This window comes from Paraburkholderia aromaticivorans (assembly GCF_012689525.1).
Lineage (GTDB): Bacteria > Pseudomonadota > Gammaproteobacteria > Burkholderiales > Burkholderiaceae > Paraburkholderia > Paraburkholderia aromaticivorans_A.
In genome coordinates this window covers 405,245-420,518 of the sequence record NZ_CP051514.1, presented here as the reverse complement: position 1 = coordinate 420,518, position 15,274 = coordinate 405,245, and the positions used below count along the sequence as shown (strand labels likewise).

The window sequence follows — 15,274 nt, the reverse complement described above, 5'->3', positions numbered from 1 at the left end:
ATTATCCTCGTACTTCCTTCGTAAGTGCGTCTGCGATTATTCGCGACGAAAACCCAGACCCATAGGGATTATGTGCTCTGCTCATTTCTCGATAGGTTTGCGGGAAATCCCACAACTCAGTCACGGCAGACACTATGCGTTGAGTGTCCGTTCCTACCAGGCGTACCGTCCCCGCAGAAACAGCCTCGGGTCTTTCCGTAGTATCCCGCATCACAAGAACGGGTTTACCCAACGACGGAGCTTCCTCTTGAATACCTCCCGAGTCGGTCAAAATCAACCACGCTCGATTCATTAGGTAGACGAACGGGAGATAATCTTGCGGTTCGATCAGCGTAATGTTGTCGATATTTCCGAGAATACGCTGAACGGGCTCACGTACATTTGGATTCAAATGCATCGGATACACAACACGACTGGTCGGATATTTAGCCGCGATCTGCGCAAGCGCCTGGCAGATGCCCTCGAAGCCCACGCCGAAGTTTTCCCGGCGATGCCCCGTCACGAGGATCATGCGGTGATCCTGTGCGTCCATCAGGAACGGAAAGCGCGACTGCATTTCCCTCTCAAGCGTCGGATCACTTTCGAGACGGCTCTTAACCATCAAAAGCGCATCAATAACGGTATTACCCGTGATTAGAATGTGATTCGATCCGATGCCTTCCAAAAGCAAATTCGCTTTCGCTTGTTCGGTCGGCGCAAAGTGGATGGTCGCCAGCGCACCAGCAATTTTGCGATTGGCCTCTTCAGGCCAAGGGGAATAGATGTTCCCCGTGCGCAAACCTGCTTCGACGTGTGCAACCGGAATTTGGCGGTAATACGCAGCCAACGTTGCAGCCATCGTGGTCGTAGTGTCGCCGTGAACCATCACAAGATCCGGTTTCACTTGTTCAAGCACCGGGTCAAGCGATTCGAGAACGCGCCCCGTCAATGACCCAAGTGTTTGTCCCGGCTTCATCAAATCCAAGTCGTAGTTCGGTACGATCTGGAAAAGTGAAAGCACCTGATCAAGCATTTCCCGATGTTGCGCGGTAACGCAGACACGACAAACAATGCCAGTGCGCTTCTTCAGTTCGCGGACGATAGGAGCCATTTTGATGGCTTCAGGCCGCGTACCAAAGACTACTAGGATGTTTATATAAGACATAACGAACCTTAGGATTACGATTTGTTCTTAGCCGCATTTTCATACGTGTAGCCGCCATAGTTGCCATATTGGACAGTGCGGATCGACGGACGCAGCGCGTTGAATACGACACCAGCAACCGGCGCACCAACGCGCTCAAGACGGCGCACCGACTCAACAATTTCGCCCTTCGTCGTCATGTCGGCACGTGCAACCATCAGCACAATGTCTGCATCCTTGGCGAAGACGGTGGCGTCAGTAACTGGCAGAATCGGAGGCGCGTCGAGAATCACTACGTCATACTTCTCGCTGACTGCGACCAGTTTTGCCGTCAATTCACCGCGCGAGAATAGTTCAATCGGTTGCCCCACATGCGCGCCCGAAGGCAATAGGTAAACGCCTGTTGACTTATCGCATACGATTGCGCTCTCTATCGTAACGTCGCCCTTGAGCACGTCACTAAGCCCCTTCGCACTCGAAACACCCATTTCACGTGCCAAGTAGCCACGACGAACGTCACCGTCAATAAGAAGCACGCGCTTACCACTTCCAGCTAGGAGCGCAGCCACGTTCGATGCCACGAATGACTTCCCGATACCTGGTGCCGGTCCGGTCACGAGCACGATGTTTTTCTTTTGCGAAGACATCGTGCCTCGGGTAGAAACGACGCCTGAACGAGAGAACTGCGCTTGCAACTCAAACTGGAGAGCCGTGGCCAAGCTGCGCAGCGCCTCCACAGCAGGATCCATCGGTTTAGTGACAGAAAGCAACCCGCGCGTCTTTCCGACTTCCTTGCACCAGGGAATCGTGGCCAAGACAGCCATATTCGTATCGCGTTCAATTTCAGCCGGATCCGTGAGCTTCCGATACAGCGCGGCACGCGCCAGCGACGCCGCTGCCCCGACCACCAACCCTAGAAGCAACGAGATAGGCAATAGGATCGCTGCCTTCGGCTTGACCGGTTTGTCCGGCACCTGTGCGTGGTCAATAATGCGCACATTGCCAATCTTCGATGCTGTCGCCAGACGCAGTTGCTGAATACTATTCAACAAGCCCACGTAAATTTGTGTCTGGACCGTTACGTCCCGCTTGAGGCGAACAACATTCTGCTGCGCGTCAGGCAGCTTCGAAATCTGAGCCTCAAACTGGCTCATATTCGCCTTCGCGGCTGCGATTTCCCGGTCGAGCGACAGCAATTGAGGATGCGCGGGCATTATGACGGTAGACAATGCCTGCCGCTTTTGCTCCAAGTCATATAAAGATGCTTGCGCGCTGACAGACTGACCGAGAATCGATTTTGCCTGTTCCGTCAGGTCAACGACATCGTGCTTGTTTTGATAGACATTCAGCTTGTCTTCGAACGCATTCAACTGGGCCTCGACCTGAGGCAGTTGCGCGTTCAAAAACCCTAGCGACTTTTCTGCCGTTTCTGCCTTACGGTTGGCATTCTGACGAACGTAATTGTCTGCGATTTCATTAAGAACTACAGCAGCAATATCGGGATCGGGGCTATTCAGGTCAACGTCGAGAATACCCGATTGGGCCTTACCCCCTTCGGTGATGACCAGATTTTCTTGAAGCTCCTTAAGGGTTTCCTGCTCGGAAAAACGCTTAAGCGTATATCGCGTACCCGGACGCCCCATGAGCGACGACACGAACAACGTAACGGGACCTTCAACGGTATCAACCGTCAATTTCTGGCCCACTGTCCCTTGAACTTCGCCATCCAAGTCATCGCCAGACAAAATATAACGCCCACTGTCCAGCGCCGTGATAGTGAACTTGTCGGCCCAAAATGCGCGCGGCGTATCGAATATGGAAACCTCGATGGATTCCGCACCCCACGCGAAGCCTCCCATACCGAACAAACCCGGCACAGACAGTTTCTTGTTATGCCGCGCAATTGCACGGCCCACTAGTGGGAAATAGCGCGGCAACGCATCAATGTATAAATGCCGACTCTGTACGACCGGTTGCACCACCAGACGGGAATGGAGAATTTCCATTTCGCCATCGTCTGTAGACTTTACGTCGAACAGCGAACTCAACCCGCCGATGAGCCCCCCAGCCCCACCAAGCACGTCATCTGCACTACTTTCAACCTGCACCACAATATTCAGGTCGTAGACGGGGCGCGCAATAGCGACATACAACGCGCCAATCAACGTAAACGTAGTTGCACACGACGCGATCAGGCGCTTGCTTTGAAGAAGCGTGTCCAAGAGCGAGCGAATGTCGATTTCATCCGCATCAACAGGAGCCCCGCCGTAGCCATACCCTGGCGTTTGATTTTCAGTTTCAGTTTTCTTATTCATCTAAATTTCTCAGTCGTTCGCGGTCGAAGCGACCGAATTCACACCGTTAATACGTCGCGCCCACGCAGCTACCTGCTGATCCAAAAGCGCGATAACAATGTCGTAGATCTTTTGCGGTCTGCGGAAAGGGTCTTGTATATCCATGCTCTCTGCCAGACGATAAACGCGTCCACGAGCGAACGGATATTGCTGCTCAATGAAACGCTTCTGCTCCAGTTCCATCGTCAGGATCAAATCCGCCTCCAGGCACATATCCTCAGTCACACGTTTGGCTTCATGTTTTATGAGGGAAATACCGCGCTTAGCAAGGATATGCGCCAATATTGCGTCAGCGCCCAGCCCGTTACGTGCGCCCACCCCTGCCGACGTGACAGTGATATCAGGAAGCGCGAGCTGTAACAGTGCTTGGGCAGTCGGGCTGCGACTTACGTTGCCGTAGCAAACTACAAGAACACGATTAATCACTTCGAAACCGCCCTACCAGTCCACGCCGCATTCACAGACGGCACAATTAGGTTCCGGAAACCTGAACGACGAACCAGATCGTTGCCGTCAACATAAACCACGTCTGAAGGCTTCAACTCAAACTGATTTGCAAGGACCATAGAATTGCTCAATCGCATGCTTTCGATCCAGCTCCATCACGAGAATCAAATCCGCGAGCTGCACATCCTTTCAATCAGACGGCGTGCGCGCTGCGATGACAGATCCATGCCGCGATCCGCCAACAGCTCCAGTGCTACTGGGTCGATCGCTACGCCCCGGCTCGCGGACAGACCCGCCGACGTCACAACAATGTCGGCCAATTCACGTTGCAACAACGCTTGGGCCAAGGGGTTTCGGCAGAGGTTTCCCTCGCACACGACAAGGACGGTATCGATCATTTCGTAATGATCGCGGCAGTGAGACCCGCGTTGATCGCAGGCAGCAGCAGGCTTAACACACGGCTAAAGCGGACCAAACCGTTGCCATCCACATACACCACGTCCTTGGGCTTCAGTTCGAACTGATTCGCGAGCACCATCGATACCGGCGAGTGCGCATCGAGATGAAACACTTGCGGTTGCGAATCTACCGAACCGCGGATCACATATAGTTGTGCGGCATCGGCGCTCCCGGTATTCAGGCTGCCGGCCTGAGAAAGCGCATCGCCTAGCGTAAGCTCGCCACTCTTCTTCGGCACGGCAGTGACCGGCCTGTTGACCTCACCCATAACGTACACTCCGTTGTCGTCACGAGCCACGACCCGTAGCAGATCGCCGTTCTTTAGCAGAATGTTGGACGGATTCTGGCCATAGGCCAGCATCCGGGAAAGATCGAGCCGATACGACGTGCCGTTGCGCACAAGAATCATCCGGCTCTGGTCCGCAGAGGGACTGAAGCCGCCGGCCCGACTGACTGCTTCGGAAAGCGTCATCGGAATATCATTGACTGGAACCGTGCCCGGCGTATGAACCTCGCCGTCGACATAGATCAGCTTTGCCCGAAACGAGGCCACGCGCACAGTCACTTGGGGCTTGACGAAGACTTTCGTGAGGCTGGCATATACAGCGCGTTGGGCCTGTTCGGTACGCAGGCCGGCGACGTGCACGGTGCCTCCGTAAGGAACCTCAACGTTGCCACTCCCATCGATCACGAACCCTTGCATGGGGTCGTAGGGACGTCCGGTTGTTTGGGGCTGTGAGCCCAACGCGGCCGCCAGTTCAGGATGATCCCAAATGGTAATCTGCAGTACATCGCCTACGGCGAGCGTATAGGGTGTGGGCTCGTCGAACAGTTCACGCATTTCACTGATGTTAGCTTTCGCCGCTGCTTCCCGCATATGCCGGATCAACTCGACATTGATATCAGTGATTGGCACCGGTAGCTCGGTGGCCGCCGTCCGACCGTCAGCCGAGGTAACCGGCAGACTCGGGGCAGGCTTCATCCGCATGCCTGGTGCGATGGCACACGCAGACAATGCCGCTGCCGCGACCACGCAGCCGACCGGCTGGGCCAAACGACATAAGCGCCCGATCAAGACACGAAAATCCTTACCTGAAAAATCCATTAATCCACCGTGTATCGTTAAACCATTTATTGCTTCGCATCGAATAGCAGCGGCAACCATCGCTACCTTGAGTCGAACTCTTAAAAATACACGCAAGCGTTGTCACAATGACCACACCAATGGTGCGCGGACCACGTGCAGCATAGTCATTGATTCGGCAATGCGGGCTTTGATCCGAAATGGGTGCAAACGCCCAGCAATTTTCGGCAAACCTAGTCGTATTAGATCAAATGCAGGCAGAGTCTGATCAGAGACCAATCCCGTGCAATACATTGGAGAACAATTGCCAACGCGGCAGGCTCAGTACCTCTGAGCTATTTCTGTGCAGACCTGCGCGATGAACGCTTCGCGGGCATTGCGACAACAGCACTGCGCCTACCCGACACAATCATTCTCGCATTTTACTTGCTCAGTGATCCAGCGCGTTACAACCTCGTACGGACGTAATTCGCACTCCCGATAATCAGTATGCCTGCGCACCAATGAATCCCTTAACAATTGTTGACATGACGATTTGCAGGTCCAAACCGAATGACCAGTTTTGCATGTAGTAAAGATCGTGCTCAACCCGACCGACCATCTTTTCTAACTGATCGGTTTCCCCTCTGAACCCGTTAATCTGTGCCCAACCAGTGATACCAGGCTTCACTCGGTATCGGCTAATGTAACCATCGATCAGTTGGCGATAAAACGCGTCATGTTCGAGGGCGTGAGGCCGCGGACCAACCACCGACATTTCACCGCGCAGCACATTGATAAACTGGGGCAACTCATCCAGACTCGTGCGCCGGAGAAACCGCCCAACGGAGGTCACACGAGGATCGTTCCTCATCGCCTGTTTGAGTACGCCCGCCGCTTGCCTATGGACGTGCATCGAACGAAATTTGTAAATTGAAAACGGTCGTCCATTCAACCCCTTGCGCATCTGCTTAAAAAATATCGGCCCAGGGGACGACAACTTTATGGCGATGGCAATACAAAAAAACAAAGGCGCAAGCATAACCAGTACGCCGGCGGCGAATAGGCGGTCAAAGATCTCCTTGTCCGTGAGCGCATCTGCCGAAGTGGTGACGTTGGTCATGCTTATCGACGGAAAGCCAAGGACATCCAACGCTTCTCTTGTATCTGTCAAACCAAAAGCTCGTACGTCCGGCAGCAGGCGAATCGTGGCGACGCTGTCCTTAAATATTTCGAAAGTGAGATTCATACGGCTTAACGACTCCAGAGGAACCGCAAGCCAGATTTCCTGAACTTCACCTGATTCGACCAAGCGAACCAAACCTTCGAGTGCGCTGGCACTCTCCTCCCGGATTGGACCGCTCTCATTTTCATCCGGAACGTGCAGTTCGACCGAGCGAGCAACATAAAGGCCAGACGTTTTGCTGCAGTTAAGCTTCTCAATAATCTCCCTGAAATGCACACCGCTACCGACAACAGCGACTGCGCGAACATCCAGGCCAATGAAGCGGAGACGTCGCAGAGCGCTGTACACGAGAACGCGAACAGCGACAAGAGCAAAGCCAGTCAATGCGGTCCAAAGGAGAACCCACGTGCCCGTTATTGCTACCGGTCGATCCGAAACCGAGAGAAAAATCCAGCCGGCGAGTTGTACAGACGACCATGCTGCGATAAGGCGTACGGCGAGACTAATGATGGGACGCGCGCGCCACGAGCGATAAACTCCGACAGTCCGGAAAACGGTGGTAGCAAATCCGGCGATCAGCGCGACAAATAGCATAAGAACCATCGGCTGAGGAATAGGCCATTCGGTCGTGAATCGCAACGCCGCGATTGCCCCGAATGCAATCAGCGCAATATCGCATCCCCATGCAAGAATTTGCTTCACCATCCCTCCCCGAAAATCACCGTTCGATGGAATATTAAAATAGAATCACAACAGCTTATGTAAATAGCATGTCTAATTTATGTACAAACCTTATCTGACTTTCGCTTGTCGCGTAACTCAATGCAGGGTCATAGAAATTCCAAATGCTACAAAACTTGATCACAGAGGATTACTCAACATGTCCGCCCATCCGGCGAATGATGCTTTGAACTTTCCTACGGCGATTTGGTTGCTAGAATACTGTTAGAACTTCACCCGCGTCGCTATTGCATCCGGATGTCAATTCAGTTGGTATGCAACCTCATTCGGCGCATCAGTCGCCGCAGCCGCACTGGCGCCCGATCATCTGAGCTTGCCCGCCTAACGTAACCGGCTTGAATCCCGGCAGAATTGGCACCGCGTTCAATGAGCTGTGTCAACCTCGTTGAGCCGGCGCCGACATCGTCAAGAGCAACAGCGCAACCGAGTGAATGAACATAGTGGACAAATTGACTGGCGGCCTCGAAGTTTGTTGGCGCTGCACTACCAGCAATTTCAACCACGAGACGCGATGCGAGCTCAGGTGAGCGCTGCAACTGCACGTTGATGGATGCCCAATATCCATCGATTACCGCACTATCGATCGAGATATCGCAGCCAAGCCTGACCTCCGGATTGAGCCGTAGCGCCTCGATCGTCGACTCCACAACCCATTGATCAAGACGCCGGATCAAGCCAAGCCGCTCGAGCCCGTCGAAGGTCGCACGTCTCAAGGTTTTTGCTAAGCCATCAACGCGCTCACACAATACCGCCCTGAAATAATGCACCTCTTCAGGATACCTAATATCGCAGATGGGATCCCACTCGAAGTATAGGCGACCCTCGGTCAAAGCGCCGAACACATCGAGAGCAGTACCCATATCCGACCGCCAACGGTGCCTCCAAAGTAAGTCGTCGCCTGTAGCTAGTTGAACCGAGCCAACCCGATCAATGTTGAAAGAGTCCTCTGGATAGGACGAAACCATCGCAGCGATAGTCGGATAGATCAGCATCTCATCGGCCTGAACCGGTGTGCAACCGAGGACCTCTAGTGTGGCTGCGACCAACCGCGCTTGAAACTGGTCGTCACGGTCGTCTCGAGCGGTTTGCTCAGCAGGTCTATCAAAGAGAAGGAGAATATGATCCCCAGAAGCCGCTGCGATGCCGGACTCAACTCGAACCAACTCGCGCGCGCGCTCCAGCACTGCCCGCCGCACGGCGATTGCAACCGACGCGCCGTAGGCAACTTCAACCTGCCGCAGATTAGTAACGGTCGCAACGACGCACAATGGTAGCGAATCAGCAAGACGAGAGAAGGACACAATACCCAACCTCACCATCAGCGACCGGAATTCTGTCGCCGCCAACAACGAAGGAGTGAACCTCACTCGAGACCTCTCACGAAGGAATGGTCAAAAAAGAACCGCCGGAAAAGTGAACGATTTAGCTCTTAGGCCGAGCTATCCGTCGCCCGATGGGCCGCTCGATATTCGGTTGGCGTCTGCGACAACCGCCTGCGAAAAACCCGCGAGACATGCTCACCACCGCCCATCCCGCAGCGCCGCGCAATCTTATCGACTGGAAGAGTGGTTTCGCGGAGAAGTCGACAGATCATTTCGAATCGAGCATCGAGGAGAAACTCGGAAGGAGTACTCCCCGTTACATGCTTGAAATGGCGCAGGAAAGTTCGCTCGCTCATTCCAGCCGCCTCCGCAGCTTGCGCTACTGAGATTGAACGCCTGCAATTCTTGCGAAGCCATTGCACCGACGCATGAATTCGATCCGCCACGCTCACCTCGCTGAGCGCGTCTTCATCGAAACTCGAGAGATCGAGACTGGGCGCAACTACATGGCGACTGATTCGATCGGCGATCTGAATACAAAGACCCGCCGGAATAAACGATAACGCGGCGGCAAGTAAGCCGTTCGTGCCGGCCCCTGCGATCGACCTATCATTTTGCGCGGAGCTGTGTTTCTTCTCACTCTGTTGGGACCTACCCCTCCAACCTTCTGAAGTTGGCTCGTAACCAGAAGCCGCGATCATCCCCCACCCCTGGTCACTCCACCTAACGAGGTTGGCATTCAAAAGCACCTTGCGCAAAGCACGAAGATCCGCCGGGTCGATCGAGGTTATTTTCTTAGGAGCCCCGCCGAAAACGAAGACGCCATCGAAATGTTCGGACAGGTGCTCGTCTATTGCATCGGTTCTGATACGGACCGATTCCGAGTCCGTAACGTAGCCCCCGCGCGAGGAAAGCATCGTGACCGAAGCACGCCTGTCAATCGTGTGCGCAGCGTCCGAAAGCTCATTTTTTTGCCGAAACACCTCGGCAACCAGACTGACGTCAAGTAACGAGAAGCCGTCGCATAGTACGATCGCCACACTAACTGCCGGCCCAGGCGAATCGACCAACGCACGCTGATCCATTATTCCCCACTGCCCTCTAAGGTCTATTTGTGTTTGCATAAAACCGCTCTCTCAACGGCAATTCATCGTGTTTTTCTGAACGCGACGAAGTGTACATTTTCGACTAGGCAATTTTCGCCAATGGCATCAATTCACAATGTTTTGTCGGAATATGCACAGCGCAATGCCGCCACGAACACGGCGCAAGAATGATCGAGTCCGGGATGCGGAGAGGTGTTGCCCCCGTGGTTTCCGCTACATTTCGATGCATTTACGCGTGTTTTAAACATAAATTGTTCCTGGGACTGGAACTCCCCCGACGCACATCACTGTGGCGTACATACACAGGATCATGGCGAATGACGCGGCCGGTTATGCACGTCTCATAATCCAAGAGTTCGCGGAAGAACGCGTTTATTTTCAATGGAGTAGCGCCGAGCTTGTCTGATTCGGCCGGATCCTTGCTATTGCCCGCAGTTCCCGCGGGTTAGCCAATATCCGCGCTTCAGGGCCATGGAACTATGCATAGCTCGCCAGATAGCGGTGTTCTGTGAGGGAAGGGATCATTGGCTCGCGCGAGATGACCTCCGAGTTGCACGAGCTTGATGAGACCGAGTAACAGCGGGGCGCCTCTGCAATGCGTGCCGTGTCTTCGGCGAGTCGTTCGAGGAGTTCGGTCTTTGTGTGTGCAAGCACCGTTTGGGATGGCGGATGCAGCACGCAGCGGCTGGACTCGGTCTGGCAGAGGAGCGCCCATGAGAAGATGCACAAGATGGCGATCATGCTCCTCAACCGGCTTGCCGATATCTGGCTTCCAGGAGCGCTTGCCGCGGACGCACGCCCGAGTTGCGTATCGGGATCCGACGCAATCCCTTGACCTGCACCTCAGACATCTCGTCTGCAAGGGTATGTCCGCCGCCAGTCAGCTAGCCTGTTATGGCATGGGCATCAAAAAAAGCATTTCATCCTCTTAGGCAGTGCAAAGCAGTTAAAAGGTGTCGCTCTCCCTGCACTGGTATGTACGTAGCGGTCGGATTGCGGAGACGTTCCGTTGACCGCGGAAGGATTCTCAAGCCCGCAGCCACTCCCTTCCTTCTCGATTGGTACGCGCGTGGAGACCGTGCGCTTCAACTTCGTGAAGTTCCTGAGCTCTTTCAGACTCCAGAATTTGATGGCTGTCAGCCCAAACGCCGATCCCGAGGTTGTAACGCCAGACTGGCATGCGACGGGACGCGGCTTTGCGAGCCTGGGTTAGAGCGGCCTCGACTTTCAGCAGCGTTTTCGTACAACTGGCGCAACTGGCAAGTTTGGTGTGTGCGCTCTTTTTCATATAGGAACACGCTCGCGTCGTGAAGCGCCAGAGCCGGCCTCTCGTTATCAGTAAAGCGCCGCACCGTCGCCTGAAAATTCCCGCTCAGGATGTCCTGCTCGCATACGCTGCGATTGCCCCAATCGATAGGGCCGCACTCGGCCCGCTGAACCATGACGCCGGCGGAATGTGTATCTGCGCACATCCTTTGCAATCACGCCGGACGGCAAGCTGGTGGGCACTCACGATGCGTGGATATGGGCACGCGAGAAGAAAGTCGAATCCGGCAAGCGTGGCGGTTCCACCGAATGCGTGTGCCGGATTTGGGGCCATAGGCGTATGCCGAAGTGGCAGCGACGCGGCCATCCATGCACCCGGGGTATGTGGCCGACCGCGAAGCGGATCCGATGGCGCGGATGGCACGCGCACAAGCGCTGGGCACGCCGGCCGACTCGCCGGTGCGGGCCACTCATAATCGCTGACTGCCCGAGGGAGATGCGCGCGCCGAGTAAATTTTGAGCCGGGGCGGAGACGCTGCGATACAGACTCGATTGTGGTTAAGCGTATAGGTTGTCGGGGTAGCTGTCCTGCACGTCGTTCTCGACGACGCCTTTCTTCTAGTTACTGGCCACGTTGGCGAAGTCCGCGTCGAACGGTAGTGCGCACACGTCGATGCAAAGTTCGCTCGAGCAGTGACTAGCTACGTGGCGACGGCGCTATTTCACAAACATATTTGTCGAGTCGTGTTGCCGCGACCGGGAAATTTACAACCTTAATGCGCGGGATAACCAACGCTATTTGATTGATTTGCATAGCCCAGTTTATCCAAACACAGGTTAGCCAAATCCAAACAGATTTACCAGGAATGCTTATGTTTTATACAAGCAAACCATGTATGGGAAATCCCGCAACGTGTTCGTGTTCCCGTCATTCAATTGGAGAATCCTAAGGGTTCTTTGTTACTCGACAGTGACAGATTTCGCAAGGTTTCGGGGCTTGTCCACATCCGCGCCCAGCGCACAAGCCGTGTGATAAGCCAGCAACTGCAGCGGCACCACATGCAGAATCGGCGACAGCAAGCCATAGTGCTCCGGCATCCGGATCACGTGCAGCCCTTCGTCATTCACGATTTTCGTGTCCGCGTCCGCGAACACATAAAGCTGACCGCCCCGCGCGCGCACTTCCTGAATATTCGACTTCAGCTTCTCCAGCAGCGCGTCATTTGGCGCCACCGTCACCACCGGCATCGCTTCCGTCACGAGCGCCAGCGGCCCATGCTTCAACTCGCCAGCCGGATACGCTTCTGCGTGAATATAGGAAATCTCCTTGAGCTTCAGCGCGCCCTCAAGCGCGATCGGGTAATGCAAGCCGCGCCCGAGGAACAACGCATGTTCCTTGCGCGAAAACTCCTCCGACCACGCGATGATCTGCGGCTCCAGCGCCAGCACGCTATTCAACGCCGCCGGCAAGTGGCGCAGCTGCTTCAGATACTCGGCTTCCTGCTCCGCGCTCAGCTGCCCACGCAGCTTCCCAAGCGTCGCGGCCAGCACGAACAGCGCAACCAGCTGCGTCGTGAAGGCTTTGGTCGACGCCACGCCGATCTCACGGCCCGCATGGGTCAGGAACGACAATTCCGTCTGGCGCACCATCGCGCTCGTAGCGACATTGCACACTGCCAGCGTATGTTTATACCCCAGCGACTGTGCATGCTTGAGCGCCGCCAGCGTATCGGCCGTTTCGCCCGACTGTGAGATCACCACCACCAGCGACTTCGGATTCGGCACCGACTCGCGATAGCGATACTCGCTGGCAATCTCAACCTGAGTCGGAATCTTCGCGACCGATTCGAGCCAGTACTTTGCGGTCAGTCCCGAGTAGTAGCTCGTGCCGCACGCGAGAATCAGCAGGTTGTCGATATCCGCGAACACCTTGTCGGCACCCTCGCCGAATAGCGACGCGTCGAATGCATCGGCTTGCGGGATCGTGTCGGTAATCGCACGCGGCTGCTCGAAAATTTCCTTCTGCATGAAGTGACGATACGGGCCGAGTTCGACCGCCCCGCCATACGCCGCGACCTGGCGCACGTCGCGCTGCGCTTCGTTGCCGTCACGATCGGCGATACGCACGCCTTCGAGCGACAATTCGCAGACGTCGCCTTCTTCCAGGAAGATGAAGCGTTCGGTGCTACCGGCAAGCGCCAACGCATCCGAAGCGAGGAAGTTCTCACCGTTGCCGAGTCCCACCACCAGCGGCGAACCTTGCCGCGCGCCGACCACCGTATGCGGTTGATCCTCATGCAGCGCCGCGATCGCGTACGCGCCATGCAATTGCGCGACGGCTTCACGCACCGCAGCAAACAGATCGCCGCGATACAGGCTGTGAATCAGGTGCGCAATAACCTCTGTATCGGTCTGCGAGACAAACGTGTAGCCCTTACACCGCAGCATTTCGCGCAGCGATTCGTAGTTTTCGATGATGCCGTTGTGCACCAACGCAAGTGCATCTTTCGAGAAGATCGGGTGCGCGTTGTCGGTCACCGGCGCGCCGTGCGTCGCCCAGCGCGTATGGGCGATACCCGTGATGCCTTCGAGGTGGCTCTCATGCACCTGCTCGTCCAGATCGGCAACGCGCGCGACGCTGCGAGCACGACGCGGCCCACTGTCGCCGAGCACGGCCACGCCGCACGAATCGTAGCCGCGGTATTCGAGGCGACGCAGTCCTTCGATCAGGACGGGGATGATATTACGTTGCGCAACCGCGCCGACAATGCCACACATGGATTATTCCTTTTCAGTGCTGGGTTTCAGGGAGCGCGCTCCGCGCGCGCGTCACGCCCATCAACTTTTCTTCTTGACCGGGCGTATATAGCCCGGCTTGCTCGTTTGAATTTTATCGTTCAGGACCAGCATGTCTTCTTCGACATCCTTCCAGACGGTGGTGCCCGCCGCGATCGTCACACCGCGATTCACGCGCACAGGTGCCACGAGTTGCGTGTCCGAACCGACGAACACGTCGTCTTCGATGATCGTGCGGAATTTGTTCGCGCCGTCGTAGTTACAGGTGATCGTACCCGCGCCGATATTCACGCGCGCGCCGATATCCGCATCACCGATATACGTAAGATGGTTCGCCTTCGAGCCATGGCCGAGCACCGCGTTCTTCACCTCGACGAAGTTGCCGACGTGCGACTCGTCGTGCAGCGACGCGCCGGGGCGCAACCGCGCATACGGTCCGAGCACGGCATTCGCGCCGACTTCGGCGCCCTCGATATGCGTGAAGGCGTCGACGCGCGTACCGGCGCCGATATTCGCATCGCGGATGACGCAGTTCGGCCCGATGGTGACGTTGTCGGCCAACGTCACGCGGCCTTCGAACACGCAGTTCACGTCGATCGAGACATCGCGACCGCATTCGAGCGTGCCGCGCATATCCAGCCGCGCCGGATCGGCGAGCGTCACGCCCGCGACCAGCAGCGCATCCGCCACGTTGTGCTGATGAATCCGCTCGAGCTCGGCAAGCTGCTGCTTGCTGTTCACGCCGAGCGTTTCCCACTCGTCGTCCGGCTGCGTGGTGACGACTTCGAGTCCGGCTTCGATCGCCATCTCGACCGCGTCGGTCAGATAGAACTCGCCTTGCGCATTGTCGTTCTTCAGCGCGGCAAGCCAGCCGCCCAGACGCTCGGTCGGCGCGACGATGATGCCGGTGTTGATCTCGGCGATCTCAAGCTGCTCGGGCGTCGCGTCTTTCTGCTCGACGATGCGTGCCACCTTGCCTTGTGCATCACGCACGATCCGGCCGTAGCCGCTCGGGTCCGCGAGCGTGACGGTGAGCACGCCGTAGCCGCCCTGCCCCGCACGCTCGGTCAGCGCCTGCAGCGTGCCAGCGCGCGTGAGCGGCACGTCGCCGTAAAGCACCAGCGTGGGCGCCGACGGATCGAGTAGCGGCAACGCCTGCTGCACCGCGTGCCCCGTGCCGAGTTGCTGTTCCTGCACGGCGAACTGCACGTCCGGCGCGGCAACGGCTTTGCGCACGGCTTCGGCGCCATGGCCGATCACCACCACGAGATGCGTGGGCTTGAGCGTGCGAGCCGTGTCGATGACGTGAGCGAGGAGCGGCCGGCCAGCCAGGGGATGAAGCACCTTGGGAAGCGCGGACCGCGTGCGCTTGCCGGTGCCTGCCGCCAAAATCACGATGTTCATGGCGTCG

General features: G+C 56.2%; 10 protein-coding genes and 1 pseudogene. All 11 read right to left on the bottom strand.

Translation table 11 applies throughout. The features are described 5' to 3' along the window. Position 1 precedes the first annotated feature (1 nt). The 11 genes and pseudogenes from wecB to glmU all read right to left on the bottom strand — a co-directional run bounded on the left by wecB (position 2) and on the right by glmU (position 15,267). Positions 2 to 1,090 (bottom strand): non-hydrolyzing UDP-N-acetylglucosamine 2-epimerase, encoded by a 1,089-nt coding sequence (gene wecB, locus HF916_RS01885; RefSeq protein WP_346777705.1) that lies wholly within the window; start codon positions 1,088 to 1,090, stop codon positions 2 to 4. 68 nt (positions 1,091 to 1,158) lie between these two features. Further along, entirely contained in the window at positions 1,159 to 3,438 is a 2,280-nt protein-coding gene (locus tag HF916_RS01880) for a polysaccharide biosynthesis tyrosine autokinase (RefSeq protein ID WP_168787603.1), read from the bottom strand. 9 nt (positions 3,439 to 3,447) lie between these two features. After that, positions 3,448 to 3,903, bottom strand: a complete 456-nt coding sequence (locus tag HF916_RS01875) for a low molecular weight phosphotyrosine protein phosphatase (protein WP_206001759.1) — start codon at positions 3,901 to 3,903, stop codon at positions 3,448 to 3,450. Beyond that, positions 3,900 to 4,046: pseudogene (locus HF916_RS50160) on the bottom strand (polysaccharide biosynthesis/export family protein); the annotation flags it as partial. The pseudogene HF916_RS50160 and the gene HF916_RS01875, both read right to left, overlap by 4 nt. 42 nt (positions 4,047 to 4,088) lie before the next feature. Beyond that, on the bottom strand, positions 4,089 to 4,322 hold the full coding sequence (locus HF916_RS01870) for a hypothetical protein (protein WP_240975292.1): 234 nt from the start codon (positions 4,320 to 4,322) through the stop codon (positions 4,089 to 4,091). Further along, a complete protein-coding gene (locus HF916_RS01865) occupies positions 4,319 to 5,488 on the bottom strand; it encodes a polysaccharide biosynthesis/export family protein (RefSeq protein WP_431311376.1) in 1,170 nt (389 codons plus the stop codon). The genes HF916_RS01870 and HF916_RS01865 overlap by 4 nt, the downstream gene beginning before the upstream one ends. 463 nt (positions 5,489 to 5,951) lie before the next feature. Beyond that, positions 5,952 to 7,334 carry an undecaprenyl-phosphate glucose phosphotransferase gene (locus HF916_RS01860; RefSeq protein WP_168787602.1) on the bottom strand — a complete coding sequence of 461 codons (1,383 nt, stop codon included), beginning with the start codon at positions 7,332 to 7,334 and terminating at the stop codon, positions 5,952 to 5,954. Positions 7,335 to 7,618: 284 nt separating this feature from the next. Continuing rightward, complete coding sequence (locus tag HF916_RS01855; protein WP_168787601.1) at positions 7,619 to 8,740, bottom strand: EAL domain-containing protein; 1,122 nt, start codon at positions 8,738 to 8,740, stop codon at positions 7,619 to 7,621. Positions 8,741 to 8,802: 62 nt separating this feature from the next. Beyond that, entirely contained in the window at positions 8,803 to 9,735 is a 933-nt protein-coding gene (locus HF916_RS01850; RefSeq protein WP_168787600.1) for a helix-turn-helix domain-containing protein, read from the bottom strand. 2,292 nt (positions 9,736 to 12,027) lie between these two features. Further along, positions 12,028 to 13,845, bottom strand: coding sequence for a glutamine--fructose-6-phosphate transaminase (isomerizing) (gene glmS / locus HF916_RS01845; RefSeq protein ID WP_168787599.1), 1,818 nt, complete (start codon positions 13,843 to 13,845; stop codon positions 12,028 to 12,030). 60 nt (positions 13,846 to 13,905) lie between these two features. Then, positions 13,906 to 15,267: a bifunctional UDP-N-acetylglucosamine diphosphorylase/glucosamine-1-phosphate N-acetyltransferase GlmU gene (gene glmU / locus HF916_RS01840; protein WP_168787598.1), complete on the bottom strand. Its 1,362-nt coding sequence runs from the start codon at positions 15,265 to 15,267 to the stop codon at positions 13,906 to 13,908. Between the last annotated feature and the right edge of the window lie 7 nt (positions 15,268 to 15,274).